This window comes from Hymenobacter lutimineralis, assembly GCF_008271285.1.
Lineage (GTDB): Bacteria > Bacteroidota > Bacteroidia > Cytophagales > Hymenobacteraceae > Hymenobacter > Hymenobacter lutimineralis.
This window is the reverse complement of record NZ_VTHL01000005.1, coordinates 162,896-188,282: the sequence shown is the minus strand read 5'-3', so window position 1 is coordinate 188,282 and position 25,387 is coordinate 162,896. Positions and strand designations below refer to the sequence as shown.

Below are 25,387 nucleotides of genomic sequence, written 5' to 3'. Positions count from 1 at the left end.
TCTTCAGCTCAGCTACCCAGCTGGCGGATTCGCTCGACGATACGCGTAGTGCTGTAGCCCGCTACGAGCGGCACGGTGAGTACCTGCCCGCCATTCGCTAACACCACCTCGTGGCCCACAATTCCACTGATAGCGTAGTCGTCGCCTTTTACCAGGATATCGGGCAACACAGTTTCAATCAGGGCCAGTGGGGTTTGCTCGTCAAACAACACCACGGCATCCACAAACAAAAGCGACGCCAGAATGCGCGCCCGTGACATTTCGTCCTGCAAAGGGCGCCCCGGTTTCAGGCAGCTCACGGAGGCATCTGTATTCAGCCCCACCACCAGCCGGTCGCCCAGGTGGCGGGCCTTTTCCAGGTAATCGACGTGGCCCAGGTGAAGCAGATCAAAACAGCCGTTGGTGAATACCACCCGCTGCCCCTGGGCTTTCCAATCGGCTACTACGGCCGGCAGCGCGGCGCGGCTCAGGATTTTATCTTTACTCCACATCGGCTATTACCACGGGTTCTCCGATGAGCGACTCGTCGGTGAGGCCGCGTAGGCCTTTATCTGTTTTGAGCATACTAGCTACGAAGCTGATGCCGCCCATCAGCACCACTAGCAACGTTTGGGCGCCGTGCACCACCAAGGCGTAGGCAATGGCAGCTTCGGGCGAAATACCGAACACAATCAGCGTACTCTGCACCAGTAGGTGGAAGGTGCCGATACCGCCCGATACCGGCGCGGCCATGCCGAAGGCGCCAAAGGTCAAGGCAGCCAAGCCGGCACGCCAGCCCAGGTCGTACGTTTCGGGGAAAGCAAAGAAGGCAAGGTAATCCATCAGGAAATACACCAGCCAAGTGAAGAACGTATGGAACAAGAAAAGCCCCTTGTTCTCAATGCGGCGGATGCTGAATACACCCGACAGTACGCCTCGTAAGAAGCCCGTCACTTTATTGAACAGCGCATTCTGGCGCAGCCGCTCCAGGTTACGAATCATGGCCCATAGTACGCTCAGCAGCAGCACCACAGCAATAATGGAGGCAATAATTAGCGGCGTACGGTTGCGCGACATGGCGTCGACGGCCGCGCCGCCACCCAGCTTGTCCACCACAAAAGTCCAAAACTTGTCAAAATCGAGCAGCAGCGTGGCGCCTAGCAGCCCGAAGAGCACAAACACGTCGATAACCCGCTCGGTGATAACCGAGCCCAGTCCCACCTGCACCGGTACGCCGCCGTTGCGGCGCAGCACTGAACAGCGGATAACCTCGCCCATGCGCGGCAGCACCAAGTTGGCTAGGTAGCCCACCATCATGGCATGATATACGTCCCAGAACCCGGCTTTCTGCCCGGCCGCATCGAGCTGCATCTTCCAGCGGTAGCCCCGGCTGAAGTAGCCCAGCGCCGACAGAAACATCGTCAGAGCCATCCAGAAATAGTTGGCCTCTAGCAAGTAATGACCAATGCGGCTCAGGTCCTGTCCTCGCACCGCGTATACCATTAAGGCCCCCGAAAAGGCCAGCAGTAGAATGTACTTGAGAATATTCAGGAATTTTTTCATCCTATATACTAGTGACAGTTAGCCGGCTTACGCTGATTTCAGGGCCGCTACCGGGACGCCCTTATCCACTCCAGTATCTGCTTACAGAAGCCGGTTGTGTTGGTCGGGGAAGATGATGGTGGGCTGGTGTTGCCGGGCAACGGCAAAGTCGATGAGGGCGTAGGAAATGATGATGATGATGTCGCCCACGGCCACGCGGCGGGCGGCGGGCCCATTTAGGCAGATCATGCCTGAGCCCCGCTCTCCCTTAATGGTGTAGGTTTCAAACCGTTCCCCATTGTTCACATTCACGATGGTTACTTTCTCATTCTCCACCATATTGGCGGCATCCAGTAAGTCTTCGTCAATGGTGATGCTGCCGACGTAGTGTAGCTCGGCCTGGGTAACTTTTACGCGGTGGATTTTAGACTTAAGAACCTCGATGTGCATGGAAGCCAGGGGAAGTGATAGTAGGGCCACAAAGATACAAACTTGTCCCGGCGTGACGGGCGGAGCAGCCTTCCTACCCCACTCCTAACGCTCCACCACCACATTGTCGATAAGGCGTACGCCCCCCAGCCACGCGGCCAGGCACAGCGCCACGGGGCCGTTGGCAGGCTGCTCCGGCGCCAGCGGCTGCAGCGTGCGGGCGTCGCTGATGTCGAAGTATTCCAGTTCAATAGCCGGCTGCTGACGCAGGAAATCCAGGGTTTGCCGCTGCACTTCGGCCACCGTCTGCTCTTCGTCCACCAGGCGGCGTGCCAGCGTCAGGGCCTGGTACAGATGAGGCGCCACGGCCCTTGCCTCGAGCGAGAGACGACGGTTGCGTGACGACATAGCCAAGCCGTCGGTTTCGCGTACCGTTGGGAAAACCACCAGTTCGAGCGGAAAGCTCAGGTCCTGCACCAGCTGCCGCACCACGGCCACTTGTTGCAAGTCCTTCTGGCCAAAATAGGCTCGGTGCGGGCGGCTCAGGTGAAACAGCTTGCTTACCACGGTAGCCACACCGTTGAAGTGCCCGGGCCGGTGTGCGCCCTCCATTACCCGCTCCAGGGTACCGAAATCAAAGCGTAGCAGCGTTGGTTGCGGATACATTTCCTCCACGGTAGGGGCAAACAAGGCCGTGCAGCCAGTGTCGGCCAGCAAGGCCCCGTCTGTTTCGGGCAGGCGCGGGTACAGACGGAAGTCCTCGGGATTGTTGAACTGAGTGGGGTTGACGAAGATGCTCACCACCACTACGTCATTTTCCTGAGCGGCGGCGCGCACCAGTTGCAAGTGCCCTTCGTGCAGGGCACCCATTGTAGGCACCAGTCCAATACGTAGCCCGGCGCGCCGCCACGATTCCGTGCGGTCTTGCAACCCGGCTGCGGTTTGCAGAATCTCCATAGACAAACAGGGCCGCTTCGTCGTCGCAACGGCAACGCTCGGGCGGGTTACATTGAATTTTCGCCTAAAATTGTTTAATTTTGTGCATCCAAAAGTGTGTCCTCCCATTAAAAACCCCAGGAAGCTGTATGTCTAAGCTGAGAATACTCTATGCTGCCACGGAGATTAATCCGTTTTTGCAGACGACCAAGGTAGCGGAGTTTCTGCGGATGCTGCCCCAGGGGATGCAGGAAATGGGCATGGAAATTCGGATTTTCGTACCGCGCTTTGGCATTATCAACGAACGTAAGAACCGTTTGCACGAAGTCGTGCGCCTCTCGGGCATCAACATTGCCGTAGGCGAGGAGGAGAAACCCCTGATTATCAAGGTAGCTTCTATTCCCAACGCCAAGCTGCAGGTATATTTCATCGACAACGAGGATTACTTCCACCGCAAATCGGTGCTGGTCGATAAAAACAACCAGTTTCACGCCGACAATGATGAGCGCGCTATCTTTTTCTGCAAAGGCGTACTCGAAACCGTGAAAAAACTCGGCTGGGCCCCCGACATCGTACACTGCAACGACTGGATGACGGGTCTGATTCCGATGTATCTGAAAACTACGTACAAGAAGGACCCGATTTTCAAAGACGCCAAGTCCATCTTCACGATCTACAACAACGAGTTTGCGCACAAATTCGAGGGGGACATCATCGAGAAGGCCAAGATGCTGGACATTGATGATGAGATGCTGGAGCAGCTGAAATCGGCTGATTTTGGCGGCTTCATCAAAATTGGCATGCAGTATGCCGACTCCGTCGTGAAATCAGATGAGGATTTCAGCGACAATTTGAACGCCCTGTTCAATGAGTACTCCCAGAACCGGTGCATCAGCCAGGTTGCGGCCGATGATACCCTGCTTACTTCTTACTACGCGCTTTATAATGAATTGGCCAACTAGGTCCTTCCAGCGGGCAGCAGCCATTTTCTTTTCCGCTTCTGTGCTGCTTACCGCCTGCGAAGACCCGAATGCAGTAGGACTGGAGCTTCCGGGCTCCACCCCGCTTACCACGGAGTTCAAAGATCTGGCCGTTTCGGCCTCTACCATCCAACAAGACTCGCTGCCCACTACGGGCCGCAACCATTTTCTGGCCGGCCGGCTGCAAGACGGTGCCTTGGGCACCGTTACGGCGCGCACCTTTCTGGAAACGAAAATAAGCGGGGACTCTATTCCGGCTCTGTTCACCGGTGCGCAACTGGACTCGGTGGTGCTTTTCTTTGGGTTCGACTATACCTATGGGCCCACTACCCCCGCTCCCCGCCTTGATGTGTACAAGCTGGCGGCCCCGTTCGATGAGCGCACCACGTACAACTCTTCCAGTTCCATTCCTACCTCCACGGCGCTGCTGACGGATGCTCCGGCTCAGCTCAACCGGAAACAGTTTGTGCGGCAGCGGGTGAACCCCACCTCCACCACAGATACCACCACCAAGCGGGTAGCAGTGAGCGTGAACGTGGTTCGCTTGCCGCTGGTGAAAAGCGGCCAGAGCACGGCTTTCACCACGGCCCTTTTCACGGCCCTGAATACCCCCGGGTTTTCCCAGGCCACCCTTGATAACCTGTTACCGGGTTTGGCCTTGGCACCCTCGGCTAATTACAAGGGTGGCATTGTCCGCTTTAACCGAACCTCTGCCACCAGGGCAGTAGTATATTACCGGGCCGGCAAAACCAAGCAGCCGGAGGTGCTCATCAACCGGACCTACACCATTCGCTACGGCAGTGCCGCGCCGGCCAGCTCTACGGGCCAGCCCGACCCTAACGCGCCCCGTTACTTCACGCAGGTAACAACCGAACTGGGCGGGCCCCTGGCCTTTCTGCAGTCCGAAGCCGACTCGGTGGCTTCCTCCCGCACCAATGGGTTGACTTATTTACAGGAAGGAACTGGCATAGCTACCAAGCTCTACATCAGTGGCTTGAAGGAACTATCCCAGCAGTCCAATATAGTTATCAACCGTGCGGAACTAATCATCCCAGTAAAACCGTATGCCAACGTGCAGTTTGCCTATCCCAGCCAGGCTTTTCTGTACGAGGTAAACAAGCGAAACCAAGTGTTGGTACGTGACATCAACAACCAGTCGGTTGACCGCGTGGTGCAGGAAAGCGGATTTTCGCCCGTTTCATCGGGCAACGCGGCTATTGTGCGGTTGAATGATCTTAGCGCTACAAACAAGTATTACAGCGTTCTGCTTACGAGTTACCTTCAGGCTTATATCACGAATACGCTAGGACCAAAGCCCGAAGGGTTTGTGCTTACTCCGTCGCCACGGCTGCTTTCTACGTTGGTTACCGTGCGCGCCAATGGTGATGTAGCGGCCGTAGCCTTGGGAGCGGCGAACAACCTAACCTTAAACCGCGCCGTACTGGACGCCGACAATATTAAGTTGCGCGTATATTACTCGCGGCTCTAACCCGAACTTTTAGTGCATTTTTGTCGGCTGGTTTGCTGGTAAGGTTTTTGCCTGGCCGGGACCGGCCGCTTTTTTCAGCTTTCATCCTTCATTTCGAACTCCTATGTGCGGAATTGTAGCATACATTGGGCATCGTGAAGCCTGCCCCATTATCATCAAAGGGTTGCGTCGTCTCGAATATCGGGGATATGACTCGGCCGGCGTGGCCCTGCTCAACGGCCAGTTGAGCGTATATAAGAAAAAAGGCAAAGTGGCCGACCTGGAGGCATTTATTGCTGAGAAGGATACCCACGCCAACATTGGCATGGGCCACACGCGCTGGGCCACCCACGGTGAGCCAAACGACGTGAATGCGCACCCGCACTATTCCACCTCCGAGCGTATTGCCATTATCCACAATGGCATCATCGAGAACTATGCCGCCCTGAAGCAGCACTTGCAACAGCAGGGTCACGTGTTCCACTCCGACACGGACACGGAAGTTTTCGTCAACCTGATCGAGGAAATCCAGAAGCAAAACAGCTGCTCCCTGGAAGAAGCCGTGCGCCTGGCTTTGCACGAGGTTATCGGGGCCTACGCCATTGTAGTGCTCAGCCGCGAAGACCCCAACCAGCTGATTGCCGCTCGCAAAGGCTCCCCCTTGGTTATCGGGGTTGGCAAGGACGAGTTCTTCCTGGCTTCCGATGCTACGCCCATCATTGAGTACACCAATGAAGTGGTGTATGTGAACGACTATGAGCTGGTAGTTATCAAAGACGGCCAGCTGGAAATCCGTACCAAGGAAGACGTAAAGCAGACGCCCTACATCCAGACGCTGGAGCTGGAGCTGGACCGCATTGAAAAAGGCGGCTACGAGCACTTCATGCTGAAGGAGATTTTCGAGCAGCCCCGCTCGATTCTCGATTCCATGCGCGGCCGCCTAGAGCTGGAAGCTGCCCACCTTAACATGGGCGGCGTGCGCGCCTACGAGCGGAAGTTCGTGAATGCCGACCGCATCATTATTGTGGCCTGCGGTACTTCCTGGCACGCTGGCTTGGTTGCCGAGTACTTGCTCGAAGACCTGGCGCGCATCCCGGTAGAGGTAGAGTACGCCTCCGAGTTCCGGTACCGCAACCCCGTGATTACGGAGCGCGATATTGTTATTGCCATTTCTCAGTCGGGAGAAACGGCCGATACGCTGGCGGCTATTGAGCTGGCGAAAAGCCGTGGGGCCACCATCTTTGGTATCTGCAACGTGGTAGGCAGTAGCATTGCCCGCGCCACCGACGCAGGGGCTTATACCCACGCCGGCCCCGAAATCGGGGTAGCATCCACTAAGGCCTTCACGGCTCAGGTGACGGTACTCACGCTGCTGGCCATGATTGTAGGCCATAAGCGTGGTACGCTCACCGACTCTAAGCTGCGTGAGCTGATGGTTGAGCTGAGCAACATTCCGGCGAAAGTAGAGAAAGCCCTGTTGCTGAATGACCAGATTGAGCGGATTTCGGAGACGTTCAAGGACGTGCCGAACTTCCTGTACCTGGGCCGCGGCTACAACTTCCCGGTAGCCCTGGAAGGCGCTCTGAAGCTGAAGGAAATCAGCTATATCCATGCCGAAGGCTACCCCGCCGCTGAGATGAAGCACGGCCCCATTGCCCTGATTGACGAGAACATGCCGGTAGTCGTTATTGCGACCAAGGACAGCTCATATGAGAAGGTGGTTAGCAACATTCAGGAAGTGAAGGCCCGCAAAGGCCGCATCATTGCCGTAGTGACGGAGGGCGACACCACGATTCCGGACATGGCGGAGTTTACCATTGAGGTACCCGCTACGAGCGAAGTGCTGATGCCGCTCGTATCGGTGGTGCCGCTGCAGTTGCTCTCTTACCACATTGCCGTTATGCGTGGCTGCAACGTCGACCAGCCCCGCAACCTGGCTAAGTCGGTGACGGTAGAATAGCCCGTAGTAGCTCTACAACAGAAAGGCCGCGCTGAAATTCAGCGCGGCCTTTCTGTTTTTGTTGTTGATAGCTAGCTTAAATCGAATGTTTCGCTCCGGAGGTGCATGGTTTTGAGCAGGGGGCATACTTTGTAGCGTTCCTCGTGCGTGTCGACATACATTGACTCCAATACCTCGTACACCCGACTGATGCCTATAGCATTGGCCCACGCAAAAGGCCCTTGCGGGTAATTCGTACCCAGCTTCATGCCCAGGTCAATGTCCTTGACCGAGGCAGTGCCTTCCTGCAGGGTAAAGCATGCTTCGTTGATGATCATGCAGATGACGCGCGGCGTCACGAGCCCCACCCGGTCCTGCACTACTCGGTAGTCGGAGCCCAGAGCCGCACAAACCTCGGCCAGCATTTCCGCGTCGGCCGGGCGCAGGAGGGCTACTTCCAGTAGGCGGCGGTCAATCAGCGTGGGCAGGCCGCAGAACCCAAACACCGGGCCCAGGGGCGGGGCCTCGCCCTGGAAAAGCTGGGTGAGGCTGTGCGCCACGGTGTTGTAGAACAACGGCTGCCGCGGCTGCTCGTAGTGCAGCTCCGGCCAGTCGCGCAGGTCGAAGGCAACGTCGGCCGCACCAAGGCGGGTGAGCAGGTCGGGCGCGGCGGCCGGGCAGAAGTCGTAGGTATGGGCCGGGCCGAACTTGCGGCGCAGCTCTTCTTCCACGTGCCCGCCCTCAACAATGAACAGATGCATGAATTTTCAGCTTACTTTGGCCCAAAGATAGGCTTTCCCCTTCCACGAATTTTCCTTCCTCCCATGGCTCATACCATTGTCTTCTCCGCCGAAGCACCCGCTCCCATTGGCCCCTACAGTCAGGCCATTCAGGCCGGTAATACGGTGTATATTTCGGGACAGATTGCCCTGGATGCTACCACTGGCCAACTGATCGGCAATGGGGATGTAGCGCAGGAAACGCACCAGGTAATGCGCAACATCCAGGCGGTGCTGGCAGCAGCGGGCCTCACCCTGCGGCAGGTAGTGAAGTGCAGCATCTTCGTGAAAGACCTGGGCAACTTTGGCCTGATCAATGAGATTTACGGCAGCTACTTCGAGGCCGACTATGCCCCCGCCCGCGAAACCGTAGAGGTAAGCCGCCTACCTAAAGACGTGCAGGTAGAAATTTCCTGCATCGCCGTGGCGGAATAGAGTTTATCGGTAGCCGGAAAACCTGGGGCCGGAAAGTACTAAGCACGAGAGCCAGCCGTTCTCCGTCAGTTCGGGCAACTACTGGCCGTTCGTCACTTCTTCTTCGCTGCTGTATGAAAGAACTTGGACTCGGCTTACTGATTATCGGGCTGGTATCGATGCTTCTCCCCTTCCTGGGCATGAAATTCATGTTTCTTACCTGGATTGACCAGTGGGGACCAACTACTGCCTGGGTCATCCGGGGTGGAGCTACCCTGCTCGGCTTAGTCCTCTGGCTGAGCTTCAAAAACCGTGACTGATGCGCCGGCCAACCCCTCGTAAAGCCGTTAAAGCCCTCTGCAAGCCCGACTACTTTCCGCCGGAAAACGTGCTGACGCGCGTACTACCACCGGAAATGGTGGGCCAGCGCGAGTTTGAGCAGTTTCATTTCATCGGCTTCGACTTAAGCCAGGCCGATTTGTCGGGGCGGCGGTTTAGTGAGTGCCGGTTCGAAAACTGTAACCTAGCCGGAGCTAGCCTGTCTAATACGGCGCTGCAGAACGTGGCCTTTGACGGCTGCAAACTGCTGGGGCTGCAGTTTATGGCCTGCCGCGACATGCTCTTCGATGTGCATTTTGATAAGTGCCAGCTGGATTATGCCTCCTTTTGGGGCAAAGTGATGCCCAATACGCGCTTTGTGGGTTGCTCCTTGCAGGAAGCCGACTTCACCCGCACTGACCTCACCAACGCCGTGTTTCAGGATTGTCAGCTGCAGCGGGCCGTGTTCAGCCAGACCAACCTACAGGGCGCCGACTTTGCTACGGCCCAAGGCATCAGCCTGGACCCGGCGCAGAACCAGGTGAAGCAGGCGCGCTTCGCCCTGCACAGCCTGCCCGGTCTGCTCGCGCAGTACGAACTGGTAATTGCCGAATAAGGCCCGCGTCTTCTCTGCCTGTTACCTGTTAGCTCCCCGGCTAATTGCCTACCTTTGCGGCGCGTTTTGGCATCAGTGCCGGGCGCGTATCAGCTGTATTGTATGGAAAGAGAAGTACGGGTGCGCTTTGCGCCCAGCCCCACGGGGCCGCTGCACATCGGCGGCGTGCGCACGGCGCTGTATAATTACCTGTTAGCCCGCAAGCTGGGTGGCAAGATGCTGCTCCGCATTGAGGATACCGACCAGAACCGCTTTGTGCCCGGGGCCGAGGACTACATCCGCCAGAGCCTGGAGTGGTGCGGCATTCAGCTCGACGAAAGCCCCTGGGTAGGTGGCCCCCACGCGCCCTACCGCCAGAGTGAGCGGAAGCCCATGTACCGCCAGTACGCCCAGCAGCTCATCGACAACGGCTACGCGTACTATGCCTTCGACACGCCCGAGGAGCTGGACGCCATGCGGGCCCGCCTCACGGCCGCCAAAGTGCCCAACCCGCAGTACAACAGCATCACACGCGCTCAGATGCGCAACTCCCTCACGCTGCCGGCCGAAGAGGTAGCGCAGCTGCTGGAAGCCGGAGAGCCGTACGTAATTCGGCTGAAAGTGCCCCGCAAGGAGGAAGTGCGCTTTAACGACCTGATTCGTGGTTGGGTGGTGGTGCACTCCTCCAGCATCGACGACAAGGTGTTGATGAAGTCGGATGGCATGCCCACCTACCACCTGGCCAACATCGTGGATGACCACTTGATGGAAATCACCCACGTCATCCGGGGCGAAGAGTGGCTGCCCTCGGCTCCGCTACACGTGCTGCTGTACCGCTACCTGGGCTGGGAAAGCACCATGCCCCAGTTTGCCCACCTGCCTTTGCTGCTGAAGCCCGACGGCACCGGCAAGCTCAGCAAGCGTGATGGCGACCGGCTGGGTTTCCCCGTGTTCCCCCTGGAATGGCACGGCAAAGACGCCGAAACCGGCGAGCCAACGGTAAGCAGCGGCTACCGGGAGAGTGGCTACCTGCCCGAGGCGTTCATCAACTTCCTGGCTTTCCTGGGCTGGAACCCCGGCTCTACTCAGGAGCTGTTTACGATGGATGAGCTGGTAGAAGCCTTCACCATTGAGCGGGTAAGCAAGTCGCCGGCCCGCTTCGACCAGAATAAGGTGCGCTGGTACAACGAGCAGTACCTGCGGGCCAAGCCCGACGCTGAGCTGGCGCAGTACCTGGTGGAGTCCCTACAGGCACAAGGCCAGGAGCTGGACGCCGCCAAAGCCGAGCAGATAGCCGCCCTGGTAAAAGAGCGGGCCACCTTCCCTACCGACCTGGCCCGGGAAGCCCAGCTGTTCTTCCAGCGCCCCAGCAGCTACGACGAGCAGGTCATCAGCAAAAAGTGGAACGCCCAGGTAGCCGGCGCACTGGCCGAATTTGCCCGAGAGCTGCCCACCGCCGCCGACACCTCCCCTGAGGCCATCAAAGCACTGCTCACGCAGGTGCTGGAGCGCCAGGGCATCAAAATTGGGCAGGTACTGCAAGCCTTGCGCGTGGCCGTAACCGGCGCCGCCGCCGGCCCCGACCTGATGCACATCATGAGTATTCTGGGTCCGCAGGAAACCGCGGCCCGGCTGGAGCAGGCCATCAGTCAGCTGCCCGCGTAACGTTTCTCCTTTGCATCATCCACTCCCGTGTTCAGCCGCTTTCTGCTGGCTGCGGGGGTGGATGTTTGTTTTGGGCCCGGAACGGGGCTAACCGACGGCGCGGCGCCTTCGTAGTAGTAGCTTCTAGGCCGGTCGTTTACTGGCTGTCGTTCACTGCTTAGACTTTAGCTGCTCGTAGTATGGCCAAGAAACCCGTAAATCCGAAAAAGAAGAAAGCTGACCCCGAGAAAAAAGCCCGGGTACATAAAGAACTGGAAGGCTTCGAAATCAAGGTAAACCCCCTGGGCGAAATCACCTCCAACTATTCCATCGAAGACATCAACCACTTTCTCAACCGCCACGTGCGCGACAAGAAGCTGGTGAACCGTGATGGGCAGTTTGGCGAGAAGGACGAAGACGACGCCTTCCCAGTAGAAGACGGCACGCGCGAACCCGAAGAGTCGGATGAGGACTTTATGCGCCGCACCAGTAAGGAGGCCCGCAAGAAAGGCTCCACCGTCGAAGATGAAGCCGTAGGCCCTACAGCCGCGGAGGAAACCGACTAGCACCAAAGCCTGTATTCTGGCTCTCAGACCATTCAGGTCACGCAGCGCCCCACTCTACTGCCCTCACGGGCCGTAAGGTGGGGCGCTGTTTTTAGCCGATGAAAAGCCCAAGTCAGTGGGTTCTACGCCGCATTTGCTATACTTAGGCTTTCAACGCTTACAGCTGCGCTTACTCCTTCTTTTTAAGCTATGATAAACTCTCACGACGTCGATTACAAGATTCTCGGCAACGACATTCAGGTGCTCGAAGTAGAGCTGGACCCCAACGAAACCGTCATTGCCGAAGCCGGCGCCATGGTGTACATGAGCGAGGCCATTGCCTTCGAAACCAAGATGGGCGACGGCTCGGAGCCCGACCAGGGCTTTATGGGCAAGCTCTTTTCGGCCGGCACGCGCCTGATTACCGGCGAGTCGTTGTTTATGACGCACTTCACGCACCGCGGCGGCTACGGCAAAGCCCACGTCGCCTTTTCTGCGCCCTACCCCGGCACCATCATCCCGCTGGACCTGCGCACGCTGCCCCAGGGCCTCATTGTGCAGAAAGACGGGTTCCTAGCTGCTGCCCGGGGCACCAAAATCAGCATTCACTTCAACCAGAAGTTGGGCGCCGGATTTTTTGGGGGCGAAGGCTTCATCCTGCAAAAGCTCACCGGTGATGGCAGAGCCTTTATCCACGCCGGGGGCACCGTTATTGAAAAGCACCTGAACAACGAGTTATTACGCGTAGACACTGGCTGCGTGGTAGCCTTTGAGCCGGGTATCGACTTCAGCGTAGCCCGCGCCGGCGGACTCAAATCCATGATTTTTGGGGGCGAAGGGCTGCTGCTGGCCACCCTGCGCGGCACGGGTCGGGTGTGGCTACAATCGATGCCCGTGAAAAAGCTTATTCAGGCCCTGGCGCCCGGGGGCGGCAACGCTCAGAAAGAAAGCGGCAGCATCCTGGGCCGATTAGCGGGCGGGCTGCTGGACGAGTAAGCGCAACCGGGGCTTTGCAGACGTTGATGTTCGTTTGCAAAGCCCCAGCTGTGTTAGATTTCCGGCGGCGTGGCGTCGGGTCCCTAAATAGAAGTTTATCACTGCACCTCTGAATTCAAGCCTACAACAATCAGACTGCCTACTAGTATTAGCAACAATACCCCAAGCAATCCGAACAGCACCTTATTCGCCGTTTTGGATTTTTTTTTGCGGGGCAGCCGATACCGTTTCTTGTAGCGGCGCGGGCGGTGAGGGACAGGTTCTGACACAGTGCGGGCGGGGGTTGCGAGTAGGGTGACTAATATAGGATTTTCAGCTGATTTGCTCAAAATCAGCGGCTACCTGTCTACTCTCCTACCGCTTGCGCAGGCAAACCACCCTCTCACCCTATTTTGCAGGTAATGGCTCCCGGTGCTGTAATTGCCCCATTTTGTACCACGCCCGGGAGACAGGGGCACCGGTTTCGGCATATTCCTGCCAGGGACCAAACCAATAAAAATGGACGACGTCGCCCTCGCGCACAATTTGCGCCTGCCCTTTCTTGGCAATCTTTCCGTTGGGGTAGAATTCCTTTACAAGCAATCGGCCAGTTTTCCACCACCGATACCGCTCCTGCCGAGCTAAGCTGTTTTTTGGACTATAGTAACGCCAGCGGCCCACGGGCTTGCCGTGGCGGTAGCGCCCATCGGTGGCTAGTTGGGTGCTGGAGTCGTCGTAGAAGACGCGCCACCGCCCGTGCCGCTCCTTCTGCGCATCAAGCTGGTTGCGGGAAGCCCTACCTCCTTTCATGGCTACCTGGGCCGTGTGGCAACTGCTAAGCAAGCCCGGCACAACGCTCAGCGCTATGCCTACAAGAGCAGCAGTATTGACCCAGCGAGGTAGTGCAAACTTGTTCATCGTGCTTCGGAATACAGAAGACTGAATTTACGCTGAATTGCTTAGCTGACGGAGAATATCCTCTACTACTTCCCGCGAATTACTCAGCCGGGGCACCTTGTGCTGTCCGCCTAACTTGCCTTTGCTGCCCAGCCACCGCTCGAAGGTGCCACTTGGTATGGTTTGCACGAGGGGCGGCGCCAGCGCTATATCCCGGTGGCGCTTGGCATCATAATCGGAGTTTACCTGCCGCAGGGTGGCGTCGAGGATCTGGGCAAACTGCAGCTCATCCTGCGGGGGCTTGATGAACTCGACCAGCCACTGGTGGCCCCCACGCGAAGCGCCATCGGCGGAGCTGAAGTACACCGGGGCGGCGGTGAAGTCCTGCACCAGGGCGCCCGTGGCAGCGCAGGCTGCTGCCAAGGCCGCGTCGGCGTTTTCGATGACTACTTCTTCTCCAAATGCATTGAGGAAGTGCTTGGTGCGCCCCGAAATGCGAATACGGTAAGGTGCCAGGCAAGTGAAGCGCACCGTATCCCCAATCTTGTAGCGCCACAGCCCGGCGTTGGTGCTGATGACCAAGGCGTAGTTCCGGCCCAGTTCTACGTCTTCCAGCAGTACTGTACTTGGGTGTTCGGCCTCAAACTGGTCGGCGGGGATGAACTCGTAGTACACCCCGTGGTTGAGCAGCAGCAACAGGTCTTCGGAGTCGGGCTGGTCCTGGAAGGCGAAGTAGCCTTCGGAGGCATTATAGATTTCGAGGTAGCGCATCTGCTCACTCGGAATCAGCTGGCGAAACAGCTCCCGGTAGGGTCCGAAGGCCACAGCCCCATGCAGGAACAAGCGCAGATTAGGCCACACCTCCGTGATGTTGGTGGCGCCCGTCAGCTCTACTACCCGGCGCAGGAGCATAATCATCCAGGTAGGTACGCCCGCTAGCGTCGTGACATCAATATGCTGCACGTGCTGGGCTATGCGCTCTATCTTCTCCTCCCACTCGTCCAGCAAGGCCAGCTCCAGCGGAGGCGTGCGCAGAAACTCGGCCCAGGCCGGCAGGTTCTGCATAATCACCGCCGACACGTCGCCTACGCGGGAGTCGGTGTGGGGGCGAAACGGGTTGCTGGTGTGGGTGCCGCCCAACGACAGCGTCTTGCCCGCCATAATATCAGCCTCCGGATACAGGCTGGTGGCCAGGGCGGCCATGTCGCGGCCGGCACGGTAGTGGCACTCGTGCAGGCTCTGGCGCGACACGGGAATGTACTTGCTGCGGGCGTTGGTAGTGCCACTGCTCTTGGCAAACCACGTGGTGGCCCCGGGCCAGAGCACGTCGGTTTCGCCCTGCAGCATGCGCTCCAGGTACGGGTACAGTTGCTCGTAGGTGCTCACGGGCACGCGCCGGGCAAATTCCTGGCGGCTGGGCGCTTCGCCGTAGCCATACGCGCGCCCCCAGGCCGTGTCGCGGGCGGAGTAAAGCAGGCTCTCGAATACCTGCTGCTGGACCGGCAGGGGGTGCTGGCGAAAGTGGTCGATGCTGGCCAGGCGCCGTTGCACGGCCCACGTCAGGATGTTGCTAATCATCTACTCCCGCTGTTCAGGTGATAAGGTGGCAGCCCTCGTACGCAGCCCAAGGTAGCGGGTTGGCCTGCCAGCGCCCGGAATTCGGCCCAGGATACGCAAACGCCAGCTGCGCCGGGCACTAAATTTTGCGTTTGAACTCGAAGTGCTTGCCCAGGTACACACGGCGCACGGTTTCGTCGGCGGCCAGCTCTTCGGCCGTACCCGCTTTGAGCAGCTTGCCTTCAAAGAGCAGGTAGGCCCGGTCCACGATGCTGAGCGTTTCGTTGACGTTGTGGTCGGTGATGAGAATACCGATATTCTTATGCTTGAGCTTGGCCACAATGCCCTGGATTTCTTCCACGGCAATGGGGTCTACCCCGGCAAAAGGCTCGTCGAGCAGCACAAACTTGGGGTTAACAGCCAGAGCCCGGGCTATTTCGGTGCGCCGCCGCTCGCCGCCGCTGAGTACCCGCCCCAGGTTTTTGCGCACGTGGGTAAGGCTAAACTCGTGCAGGAGCTCCTCTACTTTCGCCAACTGCTCCTGCCGGGGCAGGTTGGTCATTTCCAGCACCGACAGGATGTTTTCCTCTACGCTCAGGTCGCGGAACACAGAAGCCTCCTGCGCCAGGTAGCCTACGCCCCGGCGGGCGCGCTGGAACATGGGCATGGTGGTTATGTCTTCCTCATCCAGGAAGATGTGGCCCTCGTTGGGCTTCACCATACCGACAATCATGTAAAAGCAGGTGGTTTTGCCGGCGCCGTTCGGGCCCAGCAGCCCCACAATCTCGCCTTGCTGCACCGTCACGCTCATGTCGTTGACGACGGTACGGGCCTTGTATTTCTTAATCAGATGCTCCGCTCTCAGAATCATAGGCTGCAAAGGTAGAAAGCCCACGCTTCTGCGCGGCTGCAGGCACTAACGCAGCAAGTAGGCTAGTGTTGGCCGCGCTACGCACCCGGCCGAAGAATCTGGTCGTGCAGGGCCCGTTGGGCTTCAGTAAGGGAAGGTAGTGGCTCAAGCAGGTGCTGTACTTCGGCATCCATTTCCCGGGGCAGCGCCTCGGTCTGCTGCTGGGTTTTGCCGCGGCGGTACACAATGCGCACCTTCTCATCGGCGGCCGGCTCGATGAGGGGACGTAGCAGCTGCTCGGCGTTTTCCAGGGTAACGGGGGTGCTGTTCACCTGCAGAATCACATCGTCGTTCTGCAGGCCGAAGGCGTTGTACTCGGCGCGGGTCTGGGCCAGCACAAACTCCTGCTTGTCCTGGTCGTAGCGGAAGCCCAGCTCGCCGAAGGCTTTTACCGTCACCTGGGCCTTGGGAGCATAGCGCCAGCCGATCTTGGCGAAGTACTCGGTGAGCGGCAGCGGCTGGCTGCCTTGCACGTAATCGGTAAAAAATTGCTGAAGCTGGGGATGAGTGAGCTGCACGATTTCGGGAATAAGCTGCTCATCCTCGAACGGACGGTCGGGGCCGTATTTCTGGCCCAGCTGCAGCAGCACGTCGCGCAAGCTCAGACGCCCCTGGGTAAGCTCCCGAATGCGGATATCGAGCAGAAAACCGATAAGGGCGCCCTTTTTGTACACGTTCTCATACATGTCCTTGTAGGGGTCGACGAGGATGTTGCGGCTCATGTCAGTGAAGGACACGGTGCGGTATTTCTGCATGTCCTCAATCTTGTGCTTCATTTCCTTCCGAAACACGTCTTCCTGCGTGAGGCCGCCCTGCAGCTGCACCAAGTGGGCAAAGTACTCCGTCACGCCCTCGTAGAGCCACAGGTGCTGCGACATTTTGGGGTTGCGAAAGTCGAACTCCCCTATCTCGCGGCTGTGGATGTTGAGCGGGGTGAGAATGTGCAGAAACTCGTGCGAGGCTACCTCCCGCACCAAGGAGCGGATGCGGGTAGCGTCGGCTATTTCGGGCAGGAAGTACACCGAGGAGTAGGAATGCTCCATGGCCCCAAACCCGCCGGCGGAGTTGACCACCGGTGAGCTGAAGGCCGGGAAATACATGATGAAGTGGTAGCGCGGCACCGGCATCCGGCCAAAAAACCGGGCCAACGCATCGGCCATGGGCCGAATGGCCTCACTTACCTGCCCCGACTTCACCACTCCGTTCTCCGAAAACACCGACACGCTGATGCGGGCTCCGCCGGTGGTGAAGCTGGTGGTATCGGGGCGGCTGTACATGATGGGCGCATCGGCCAGCTGCACGTAGCTGCTAGCCTTAAATACGTCCTGGTCGGGTGCCGGGCTTTGCTTGCCCAAGGAAGTGGCCGCATAAAGCTCGGCTGGCTTGCGGATGCTCACCTCGTAGGGCTGCATCTTGTAGCCTTCGAGGTAGCCGTAGAGGCCGTAGTGGTTGAGCACGAAGTTGCGACCCGCGTCAATGTTGGTGCCGCCGGGCTGGAACACGAAGTTCTTGTCCTTGGAGTCCCAGGTATCATCTACCAAGTACTCCAGCCGGTCGAGCTTGCGGGCCTTGTCAATCAGGAAAAGGTTGTTGCCCTGCCGGGTTGTCTTCAGCTTTTTTCCCTGGTCGTCGAAGGCCTGGAACTCGGTGATAAAGCGGCCGTAGTCTTTTTTGGAGTAAGAGCCCGGCACTACGCTGGGCAGCACGTAGGTAGCCTGGTTTTCGCGCACGGCGGGCAGGCGCACCACCACGCGCACCCGGTCGTTCTGCACTTGCTGTAAATCAACGGAAATGCGGTACGTATCGGGGGCAGAGGTCTGAGCGAGGGCAGCAGTAGCCCAAGGAAGCAGGCCCAGGAGCAGATAAACTGATTTCATATGGCAACGGGCCACTCTGAAACGCAGCCAGTAAACAAGGTAAGCATTGCACGCGAAACCCTAAGCACCCCGCGCACTGCAGCTTAAAAGTGGGTCATCGGGGCCAGCTATTCGTAGCTGGGTAGCTGCTACCTTCAGGCCCATGGTCACTTTCAAAATCGTTAGTCGGTATGTACTGGCTGTGCTTTTTATCGGGGCAGGCGTCCTGCATTTTGTAGCGCCGGCTATGTTTGTCCGCATTGTGCCGCCTTACCTGCCGGCGCCCTACTTGCTAGTGTACCTGAGCGGAGCCGCTGAGTTGGCCGGGGGCCTGGGGCTGTTGCTTCCCGCCACCCGGCGCCTGGCGGCCTGGGGCTTGGTGGCACTATTGGTCGCTGTGTTTCCCGCCAATGTGTACATGCTGCAAAGCCACGGCGCGGGCATGCCGGTTCCGCTGTGGGCCCTGTGGCTGCGGCTGCCCCTGCAGGCGGTGCTCATTGCCTGGGCGTGGTGGCATACGCGGCCCTAAGGGCTACGCCGGCAGCTACTCCCAGCAAATATCCTTCAGGCGCAACTGCAACGACTTCACGCCCCGGTATTCGTTTAGCTCGATGGTATAGCACACGTTGAAAGGGCGGCCCTCCAGAATCTGTGGCAGGTAGTCGCCCAAGCCAAAGCCGATGGCATCTACCGTGTGGTGGCCATCCTGGGTGAGGGTAATCTTCAGGTGAGAATTGCCCACAATGCGCGCTGAGTCGGGCAGGGCGTACACTCCCCGCGACTCAAATACCGGGTTGGAGTTGCCCGGTCCGAAGGGCTCCATCTGGCACAGGAGCTTGTAGAAGCTGGACGTAATGTCCGTCAGCTCCAGCTGCCCGTCAATTTCTACCGGCGGAATCATCTGCTCGTCGGTGATGCGGGAGGAAACAACTTCCTCGAAGCGGCGCTGAAAGGCCGGTACGTTTTCGACGGGCAGGGTGAGGCCAGCGGCGTACATGTGGCCTCCGAACTGCTCCAGCAAGTCGGAGCACTCCAGAATGGCCTGGTGCACATCGAACCCCACCACCGAGCGGGCCGAACCCGTGGCCTTGCCGTTGCTTTGGGTGAGGATGATGGTCGGCCGGTAGTACTTATCGAGGCAGCGCGAGGCCACAATGCCGATGACGCCCTTGTGCCAGGTTTCGTTGTAGAGCACCGTGGAGCGGGCGTTGCGCAGACCGGCGTCGGCCTCAATCATTTCCAGGGCCTCCTTGGTGATGCGCGTATCGAAGCCGCGGCGCTCCTGATTGGTTTTGTCGACTACGCCGGCTTTCTCAATGGCTTCTTCCTTGGTGCCCGCAAGCAGCATGGCCACGGCCCGCTTGGCGTCGCCCATGCGCCCGGCGGCGTTGATGCGCGGCGAAAACCCAAACACCAGGCTACTGATATTGAGCTGCGCGCCCGTCAGGCCGGCCAGCTCCCGCAGGGCATCCAGCCCGGGCCGCTGGAGCCGCTGCACATCGTTGAGCAAACGCAGGCCATGATACGCCAGCATGCGGTTTTCCCCGGTGATGGGCACGATATCAGCCGCAATGCTGACGACCAGCAAATCCAGCAGGTCGTAGAGCGAGGCTTCGTCGTGGCCTAAATGGTGGCAAAGGGCCTGCATGAGCTTAAACCCTACCCCGCAGCCCGAAAGCTCCTTGAAGGGATATGGACAGTCAGCGCGCTTGGGGTCGAGGACAGCAACGGCCGCCGGCAGCTCGTCGCCCGGCAAGTGGTGGTCACAGATGATAAAGTCGATGCCCAACCGAGTAGCGTACGTTACCATCTCCACGGACTTCACGCCGCAGTCGAGGGCAATGATGAGCGAGAAGCCATGCTCGGCGGCGTACTCAATGCCCGTCTCGGAAACGCCGTAGCCTTCCTTGTAACGGTCGGGGATATAGTACTCGACTTTCTCCGCTTCGAAGAACCCGCCCAGATACGAATACACCACCGCCACCGACGTGGTACCGTCCACGTCGTAGTCGCCCAGCACCAACACCTTTTCGCCGGTGTGGAGGGCCTGGAGCAGGCGTTCTACGGCCCGGTCCATGTCGCGCATGAGCAGCGGGTCCGGCAGGTCGTCGAGGGAGGGTCGGAAATACGACCGGGCTTCCTCAAACGTGCATATCTCCCGCTGGCACAGCAATGCAATGATGGCCTCATTGACGCGCAAGGCGTCGGCCAGGTGCCGGACTTTCTCAGGGTCGGGCGCAGGCTTTCGGATCCAACGTTTCTGCATAGGGGCGGGAGACTGGGCCGGATGGCGGCTCTATCTTCAAAAGTAAGAAGAAAAGCGCAGGCTTCCTTGGCCCTTGCGGTACTGGTTGCAGCGGAAACGGTAGTTTTGTGCTGGCCCCCAGCCGCTTCCCGGTATGCAGAAACTCCGTGCCTTTTACGCGAAATACCGCCAGTACATCCTTTCCGATGGGCTTATGTACCTGGCCTTTTTTGTGGCGCTGGGCCTGATGTTTCTCTTCTTTTAGTTGACGGCATCACCGCGCAGCTTGCGGAAGCGTTTGCGCGCTTCGGCCACGTAAATGCTGCCCGGATACTTGATTATCACCTGGTTGTAGAGCTCCTGGGCTTTCTCCCGGTCATTGAGGTTTTCCTCCTGAATGCTGGCGGCCAAAAACAGGGCGTCGTCGCTCAGCACGTCGTACTTGGGGTTTTCAGTGATGCGTGCCAGGGTTTGCACGGCGCTGGCGTAGTCGGCTGTGCGGCGCTGGAGCTGAGCCTTTAGGTACCAGGCTTCATCCTGCAGGGCGTGGCCGGGGTACTTCTGCCCCAGCGCGTCGAGGCTGCGGATAGCTTCGGGTATCTTATTCTGAAACACCAGCAGCTCCGTGGCGGCGTAGTCGCGCAGGGCTATGCCGGCAGTGTCCATGGCCGTGTTATCGGTGATGAGCAAACTCAGCTGCATGGCGTCGTTGGCTATTTCGCGACTGGTGGCTTCCTTCAGAATATCGAGGTGGCTTTGGGCTAGCTTAAAGTCGCCGGCGAAGTAGCTGAGGCGGGCGTTACGGAGCTTAGCATCATACCCCAACGGTGAGTCCTTGTGGGTTTTCTCCACCTGGGAGTACAGCAAGGTTGCCTCCCAAGGCTCACCGCGCAGCAGGTACAAGTCGGCCAAGGTGAGCTTGGCGCGGTCCACGGTTTCAGCATTGGCGCGGGGCAGGCTGATGGCTTCCTGCAGCAGGGCCATGGCTTTGTCTTTTTCCCCCAGCTGAAAAGCGTGCAGCTCGGCCATGTTGCGCAGCACTTCGGCGCGGAAGGGCGAGGCAGCCCCAAACTCGGTGAGCAGCTGCTGGTATTCGGTGAGGAGCGTGCGGATTTTGGCGGCATCCACCGGAAACGTGTTGCGGACCTGCTCTTCGCGGGCGTGCAGCAACAGCTGCCGGGCCATGGAGTAGTACTGGCCGCCCCGGTACTCCCGGCTCACGTACTCGTAGCCGGCAATGGCGCTTTCGTAGTCTTTGTTGCGCAGTGCAATGGCGGCAAGGTCAAGGATGCGGCTGCCCTCGCTGCGGGTGCGTCGGTCGAGGGCCCGGGCCTGCACCATGGCGCCGGCAAAGTCCTTGCGCTGCACATATAGCCACAGGAGCAGCTCACTGTAGGCGCTTTGCTCGGGGTGCTGCTGCACGCTCGTGAGCAGCAGCTTTTCCAGGGCATCAAAGTCTTTTTCTTCGCGCAGGCTATTCTGCAGCATGTTGCGCACAAACGGAAGCTGCCGCTCGTCCTGCTGCACCAGGCGCAGGGTTTCGGCCATTAGCCGCTCAGTATTGGGCTGCCGCGTGTAGAGCTGAATCAGCTGCGGGGCGTATTCGGTATTGTTGCGGGCCAGCTCCCGGCCCCGCAGGTACACCTTTTCGGCCCACTCCAGCTGCTGATTTTCCTGAAAGTCGTTGGCTACAGCCAGCACCTGATCAGGCTTTACACCCGCTACTACCCGCTCGTACTGTTTGGCGGCCCCAGCTTTGTCGCCGCTAGTTTCGAGCACCCGGCCCAGCAGCACGCCCACCAGGGGGTCTTCGGGGCGGCGGCGCTGGGCTTTGCGGGCCAGCTTTTCAGCTTCTTTGAAATGGCGTAGCTCCTGCATGGTGCGCAGGTATTCAGGCAGCACGGTTCCATTCTGCTGCACGGCATCAGGCAGCTGGCCAAACAGCACTTCAGCCTTGGCATAGTCGCCTTTGCGGGCGTACTCGCGGGCCAGGGCTAGGTCTTCCGCATCAGCCCCGGATTGGGCCATTGCGGGCAGGCCACCAAGGGCCAGGGCCACGGCTACACTGCTTACCAGCCGGCGCAGCCGGCAACGAAATATCGTATTCATTCCTATCAGACGAAAAGCTCGGCACAGGGCTGCCACAGCCTACAACTTACACCCCCCGGAATTCATTTCACAGCAGCATGAAATCTACCTAGGTAGTTGTGGCTCTTAGCAAACAAAAAGGGCCGCACCCCAAGGTACGGCCCTTTTCACTGGTTTTCTGGCGACGCTTAGAAGAAGCGCGGGCGGTTGTCCTGCACGTTGGCTTCTTTCTTCACAGCCTCGTAGATGGCGCCATCCAAGCGGGAAGAACGCTGCTGCACGAGTTGACGCTTGATAGCGGCTACGTCGATGGAGGCTTGCTCCTTGTTGATGTTTTCGAGCTGCACCACCAGTACGCCCTGCTCACCCTGGATGGGGGCCGACTTCTGGCCGGGCTTCAGGCCGAAGATTTTGCCCACGGCCAGGGGCTCGTTGCCAATGCCGGGAATCATGCCCGCGCCCATAGCAATGTTCTGGGCTTGGTTTACCTGGGCGCCGTTGCCGTAAGCGGCCTGCAGCTGCTCCAGCGTGCCGGTCTTGCCCTGCAGCTTGGCCATGATTTGCTTAGCCTTTTCCTCGTTGCGCACCAGTGCCGTGAGCTCGGGCTTGATGCTGGCCACATCGGCGGTGCCTTTCTCCCGAATGCCGGTTACCACAGCCAGCACATACTGGTCGCCGATTTCGAATACGTCCGATACGTCACCTACTTCGGTTTTCTTGCCGTTGTTGTAGTACGACCAGCGTACCAGCTCGCGGGCACCCTGCAGGGTGTTTACGGCCAGGGCGCCTTTGTCGAGCCCTTTGGCTTCCTGCTTCTGCAGTGTCTTGTCGGCGGCTACGGCGGCCCGGAACGACTCCAGGTCGGTGGCCTTGCCTTTCAACTCCTGGGCTTTGGCGTAGGCCGTTTCGCGGGTGTTGTCGGAAGGAGCAATGCTTTTCTGTACGGCCGCTACCTGGTAGGTCTGGGTGGTCTTGGGCGCCGTTACTTTCAGGATGTGGTAGCCGAAGGAGGTTTCCACCAGGTTAGGTAGCAAGCCAGCCGAGGTAGCACCAAATACTGCCTTCTCGAACTCGGGCACCATGCGGCCTTGGGTAAACCAGCCCAGGTCGCCGCCAGTAGCGGTAGTGCCATCGGAGCCGAACTGACGGGCCATAGCGGCAAAGTCAGCCCCGCCTTTGATCTTGTTCAGGATGTCCTGCGCTTTGGCTTTGGCGGCTGCCTTGGCTTCGGGCGTTTCGGCCGTAGGCTTGATGAGGATGTGGCTGGCGCGGGCAGCAGGCTGCGTGCCGGCTTTCTGCCCGGTTACTTTAAACAGGCTGTACGTGCCGTTTTCGGCGTAGGGGCCATATACTTTCCCGATGGTGAGGGGCAGGTTCTGGCGCAGCTTCTCGGGCAGGTCGGCGGGCGAGAGGTAACCGCCGTTGTAGGGAAACTCCGGGTCGGAGTTCAGCTTCACGAACAAGGAGTCGTTGGGGGCCGAGGCAAACTGCTGGGCCAGCTGGTTCACAGTGGTTTGCACCGCCGTGCTGTCTTCTACCGAGGCCGAAACAGGAATGGTAACGTACTCGATGTTGCGGCCTTCCTCTACTTTGTACTGGTCTTTGTGCTTGTCGAGGTAAGCCTGCAGCTGGTCGTCCGTTACTTTCACGGCCGAGTCCGAGATGGAGAAGTACGGCACCAGCAGGTAGCGGATGTTGGCGCGGGTGTTGATGTCCTCAGCGAAGCGCTTGGCCTCGGCCGTCGTCACGTAAGTGGAGAGCTTAATGAGGTTGTTGTACTTGGTGCCGAGGCGGTCGGGGCCCAGGTTAGCTTCAAACGCATACCAGGCTTCCTGCGCCTGGGGGGGCAGCTTATCGAGGTTCTTGAGGTACTCAATCACGCGGTTGCGGTCGAACTGGCCCGTCTTGGGATCAGTGAAAGCCTGGCGGATGCTGGGGTGGATGTTTTTGCCCTGCACCATGTCCGTCAGCTCGTCGTCCGAAACTTTCAGACCCAGCTTGTCGAACTCCTTCTGAAAGGCAATGCGGTAGAGGATTTTGTTCCAGGCCTGGTCGCGCAGGTAGCCCATCGTGTTTTCGTCGGGCTGGCGCTGGTTCTGGGAGATGAAGGCCTGCTTGGTTTCCTCCAGCACGCGCTGGTACTCGTCGTACTCCACTTTTTCGCCGGCTACTTCGCCAACTACCGTGTCAGGACCGCCGAAGAGGCGGTTTTTGCCCCCTATAAGGTCGCCACCAACGATAAAGAGCAGCATCCCGATGGCAACCGTGCCGACTGCCCAGCCCGATTTTTCTCGGATTGTGTTAATTAATGCCATTTACTTGAAAAAAAGCGCGGTATGAAAAGTGGAAAGAGGCGCAAAATAACCAGAATCCGCCGGACATTCAAAGGGCTGGGCTCCGCACCCTTAGGATGCAGCGCCCAGCCCCGGCAAAACGGTGAGCGGTACTTACTTGCGTTTGGCAGACTTGGGACCGGCATTGCCTCGACTAGCCTTCTTCGCTGATGCGGGCTTAGCCGACGGCTCCGGGGCTTGCTCCCGGCCCAGGTAGCGGTAAAGCATCACGCAGCTGAAGGAAAGCATAAACAGCCAATAATTGTCGCGCAGCGCGTTTTTGTCGTTCTGCAGTACGGTTTGGTACGTGCCGATAACAAACGTTACCACCGCAAAAGAAAACAAGACGGTACGGCCCAACGACCGGTCGAAACGGAATGGCATGGCTTATTTCTGGTCGGGTTGCTGCACGGTAAAAATGCCTGTGGGCTTGAAAATTTTATACCGCGAAAATTCCTGATTGGCTTCCAGGCCAAACCCCGTCAGCACTTCCGTATCGGTTTCTACCCGCACGGCGGTTTCCTTGGCCGTGAAGATGGTACCCTTCTGCCGGTTGAAGAACAGCTCCTCGGTATTCAGCTGCTGGTGCTTTTCCTCGTTGCGCACCTTCACCTTACCGCGCACCGTGAAGAGGTTCTGGTTCTTGTCGTACTTGCCGTAGTTGCCTTCGAGGGTATTGATGATGCGGGCGCCGTTGTCGCCGTAGAAGGTAATCTTCAGGGTTTTGGGAAACACCATGTCCCCGCTCTCAAACTGTTGCTGCAGGGGCGCCGTGAGCTTGGCCTGCAGCTTGGCCGAGTCGCTGAAGATCATGAGCACATTGTTGCTCTCCACCAGGGGCCCGGTGTACACGGTTTTCTGCGTCAGATCTTCGTGCTTGGCTTCACACCCGGCCAGTAGCCCGGTGAGCACCGCGCTTAGTCCAGCAACCCACCCTGTGCACCCTCTTTTCATTGCT

24 protein-coding genes are annotated in these 25,387 nt (G+C 58.7%); 10 read left to right on the top strand and 14 right to left on the bottom strand.

Annotated features, from left to right (window positions below; genetic code table 11):
* Positions 1-8: 8 nt before the first annotated feature.
* The 4 genes from rfaE2 to panC all read right to left on the bottom strand — a co-directional run bounded on the left by rfaE2 (position 9) and on the right by panC (position 2,907).
* The gene (gene rfaE2, locus FY528_RS07290) at positions 9-491 is read right to left on the bottom strand and encodes a D-glycero-beta-D-manno-heptose 1-phosphate adenylyltransferase (RefSeq protein WP_149070334.1); all 483 of its coding nucleotides are present in this window, start codon (positions 489-491) and stop codon (positions 9-11) included.
* The gene (locus FY528_RS07285; protein ID WP_149070333.1) at positions 481-1,542 is read right to left on the bottom strand and encodes a lysylphosphatidylglycerol synthase transmembrane domain-containing protein; all 1,062 of its coding nucleotides are present in this window, start codon (positions 1,540-1,542) and stop codon (positions 481-483) included. Before FY528_RS07285 ends, rfaE2 begins: the two co-directional genes overlap by 11 nt.
* An 81-nt stretch (positions 1,543-1,623) precedes the next feature.
* On the bottom strand, positions 1,624-1,971 hold the full coding sequence (gene panD, locus FY528_RS07280; protein WP_149070332.1) for an aspartate 1-decarboxylase: 348 nt from the start codon (positions 1,969-1,971) through the stop codon (positions 1,624-1,626).
* Between the two features lie 84 nt (positions 1,972-2,055).
* Positions 2,056-2,907: a pantoate--beta-alanine ligase gene (gene panC / locus FY528_RS07275; protein ID WP_149070331.1), complete on the bottom strand. Its 852-nt coding sequence runs from the start codon at positions 2,905-2,907 to the stop codon at positions 2,056-2,058.
* A 128-nt stretch (positions 2,908-3,035) separates the two neighbouring features.
* On the opposite strand from panC, the gene FY528_RS07270 reads away from it, so the two are divergent.
* The 3 genes from FY528_RS07270 (at position 3,036) to glmS (ending at position 7,294) form a co-directional block, all read left to right on the top strand.
* Positions 3,036-3,848: a glycogen/starch synthase gene (locus FY528_RS07270; protein WP_149070330.1), complete on the top strand. Its 813-nt coding sequence runs from the start codon at positions 3,036-3,038 to the stop codon at positions 3,846-3,848.
* 40 nt (positions 3,849-3,888) lie between these two features.
* Entirely contained in the window at positions 3,889-5,355 is a 1,467-nt protein-coding gene (locus FY528_RS07265; RefSeq protein WP_187632038.1) for a DUF4270 family protein, read from the top strand.
* A 103-nt stretch (positions 5,356-5,458) separates the two neighbouring features.
* Positions 5,459-7,294, top strand: a complete 1,836-nt coding sequence (gene glmS / locus FY528_RS07260; protein ID WP_149070328.1) for a glutamine--fructose-6-phosphate transaminase (isomerizing) — start codon at positions 5,459-5,461, stop codon at positions 7,292-7,294.
* Between the two features lie 71 nt (positions 7,295-7,365).
* On the opposite strand, the gene FY528_RS07255 is transcribed toward glmS, so the two are convergent.
* A complete protein-coding gene (locus FY528_RS07255) occupies positions 7,366-8,034 on the bottom strand; it encodes a 3-hydroxyacyl-CoA dehydrogenase family protein (protein WP_149070327.1) in 669 nt (222 codons plus the stop codon).
* A 63-nt stretch (positions 8,035-8,097) separates the two neighbouring features.
* Between FY528_RS07255 and FY528_RS07250 the strand changes: the two genes are divergently transcribed.
* From FY528_RS07250 to FY528_RS07225, 6 genes are all read left to right on the top strand, one after another.
* Positions 8,098-8,487 (top strand): Rid family detoxifying hydrolase, encoded by a 390-nt coding sequence (locus FY528_RS07250; RefSeq protein ID WP_149070326.1) that lies wholly within the window; start codon positions 8,098-8,100, stop codon positions 8,485-8,487.
* Positions 8,488-8,600: 113 nt separating this feature from the next.
* A complete protein-coding gene (locus tag FY528_RS07245; RefSeq protein WP_149070325.1) occupies positions 8,601-8,786 on the top strand; it encodes a hypothetical protein in 186 nt (61 codons plus the stop codon).
* Positions 8,786-9,400, top strand: a complete 615-nt coding sequence (locus FY528_RS07240; protein WP_149070324.1) for a pentapeptide repeat-containing protein — start codon at positions 8,786-8,788, stop codon at positions 9,398-9,400. The genes FY528_RS07245 and FY528_RS07240 overlap by 1 nt, the downstream gene beginning before the upstream one ends.
* 102 nt (positions 9,401-9,502) lie before the next feature.
* On the top strand, positions 9,503-11,044 hold the full coding sequence (gene gltX, locus FY528_RS07235) for a glutamate--tRNA ligase (protein ID WP_149070323.1): 1,542 nt from the start codon (positions 9,503-9,505) through the stop codon (positions 11,042-11,044).
* Positions 11,045-11,223: 179 nt separating this feature from the next.
* A complete protein-coding gene (locus FY528_RS21220; protein ID WP_187632037.1) occupies positions 11,224-11,589 on the top strand; it encodes a hypothetical protein in 366 nt (121 codons plus the stop codon).
* Between the two features lie 192 nt (positions 11,590-11,781).
* Positions 11,782-12,564 carry a TIGR00266 family protein gene (locus tag FY528_RS07225; RefSeq protein WP_187632042.1) on the top strand — a complete coding sequence of 261 codons (783 nt, stop codon included), beginning with the start codon at positions 11,782-11,784 and terminating at the stop codon, positions 12,562-12,564.
* 387 nt (positions 12,565-12,951) lie between these two features.
* Here FY528_RS07225 and FY528_RS07220 read toward each other — a convergent pair whose 3' ends face one another.
* From FY528_RS07220 to FY528_RS07205, 4 genes are all read right to left on the bottom strand, one after another.
* A complete protein-coding gene (locus FY528_RS07220; protein WP_149070321.1) occupies positions 12,952-13,461 on the bottom strand; it encodes a toxin-antitoxin system YwqK family antitoxin in 510 nt (169 codons plus the stop codon).
* A gap of 27 nt (positions 13,462-13,488) precedes the next feature.
* Positions 13,489-15,018: a GH3 auxin-responsive promoter family protein gene (locus tag FY528_RS07215; protein WP_149070320.1), complete on the bottom strand. Its 1,530-nt coding sequence runs from the start codon at positions 15,016-15,018 to the stop codon at positions 13,489-13,491.
* Positions 15,019-15,136: 118 nt separating this feature from the next.
* Positions 15,137-15,868 carry an LPS export ABC transporter ATP-binding protein gene (lptB, locus tag FY528_RS07210; protein ID WP_149070319.1) on the bottom strand — a complete coding sequence of 244 codons (732 nt, stop codon included), beginning with the start codon at positions 15,866-15,868 and terminating at the stop codon, positions 15,137-15,139.
* A 77-nt stretch (positions 15,869-15,945) separates the two neighbouring features.
* Positions 15,946-17,784 carry a M61 family metallopeptidase gene (locus tag FY528_RS07205; protein WP_149070318.1) on the bottom strand — a complete coding sequence of 613 codons (1,839 nt, stop codon included), beginning with the start codon at positions 17,782-17,784 and terminating at the stop codon, positions 15,946-15,948.
* A gap of 142 nt (positions 17,785-17,926) precedes the next feature.
* Between FY528_RS07205 and FY528_RS07200 the strand changes: the two genes are divergently transcribed.
* On the top strand, positions 17,927-18,292 hold the full coding sequence (locus FY528_RS07200) for a DoxX family protein (protein WP_149070317.1): 366 nt from the start codon (positions 17,927-17,929) through the stop codon (positions 18,290-18,292).
* A gap of 15 nt (positions 18,293-18,307) precedes the next feature.
* Here FY528_RS07200 and recJ read toward each other — a convergent pair whose 3' ends face one another.
* From recJ to lptC, 5 genes are all read right to left on the bottom strand, one after another.
* Complete coding sequence (gene recJ, locus FY528_RS07195) at positions 18,308-20,029, bottom strand: single-stranded-DNA-specific exonuclease RecJ (protein WP_149070316.1); 1,722 nt, start codon at positions 20,027-20,029, stop codon at positions 18,308-18,310.
* A gap of 240 nt (positions 20,030-20,269) precedes the next feature.
* Positions 20,270-22,117, bottom strand: coding sequence for a tetratricopeptide repeat protein (locus FY528_RS07190; RefSeq protein WP_262383938.1), 1,848 nt, complete (start codon positions 22,115-22,117; stop codon positions 20,270-20,272).
* A gap of 167 nt (positions 22,118-22,284) precedes the next feature.
* The gene (locus FY528_RS07185) at positions 22,285-24,411 is read right to left on the bottom strand and encodes a peptidylprolyl isomerase (protein WP_149070315.1); all 2,127 of its coding nucleotides are present in this window, start codon (positions 24,409-24,411) and stop codon (positions 22,285-22,287) included.
* Between the two features lie 132 nt (positions 24,412-24,543).
* Positions 24,544-24,813, bottom strand: a complete 270-nt coding sequence (locus FY528_RS07180) for a hypothetical protein (protein WP_149070314.1) — start codon at positions 24,811-24,813, stop codon at positions 24,544-24,546.
* A gap of 3 nt (positions 24,814-24,816) precedes the next feature.
* Positions 24,817-25,383 carry an LPS export ABC transporter periplasmic protein LptC gene (gene lptC, locus FY528_RS07175; RefSeq protein ID WP_149070313.1) on the bottom strand — a complete coding sequence of 189 codons (567 nt, stop codon included), beginning with the start codon at positions 25,381-25,383 and terminating at the stop codon, positions 24,817-24,819.
* Positions 25,384-25,387: the final 4 nt, after the last annotated feature.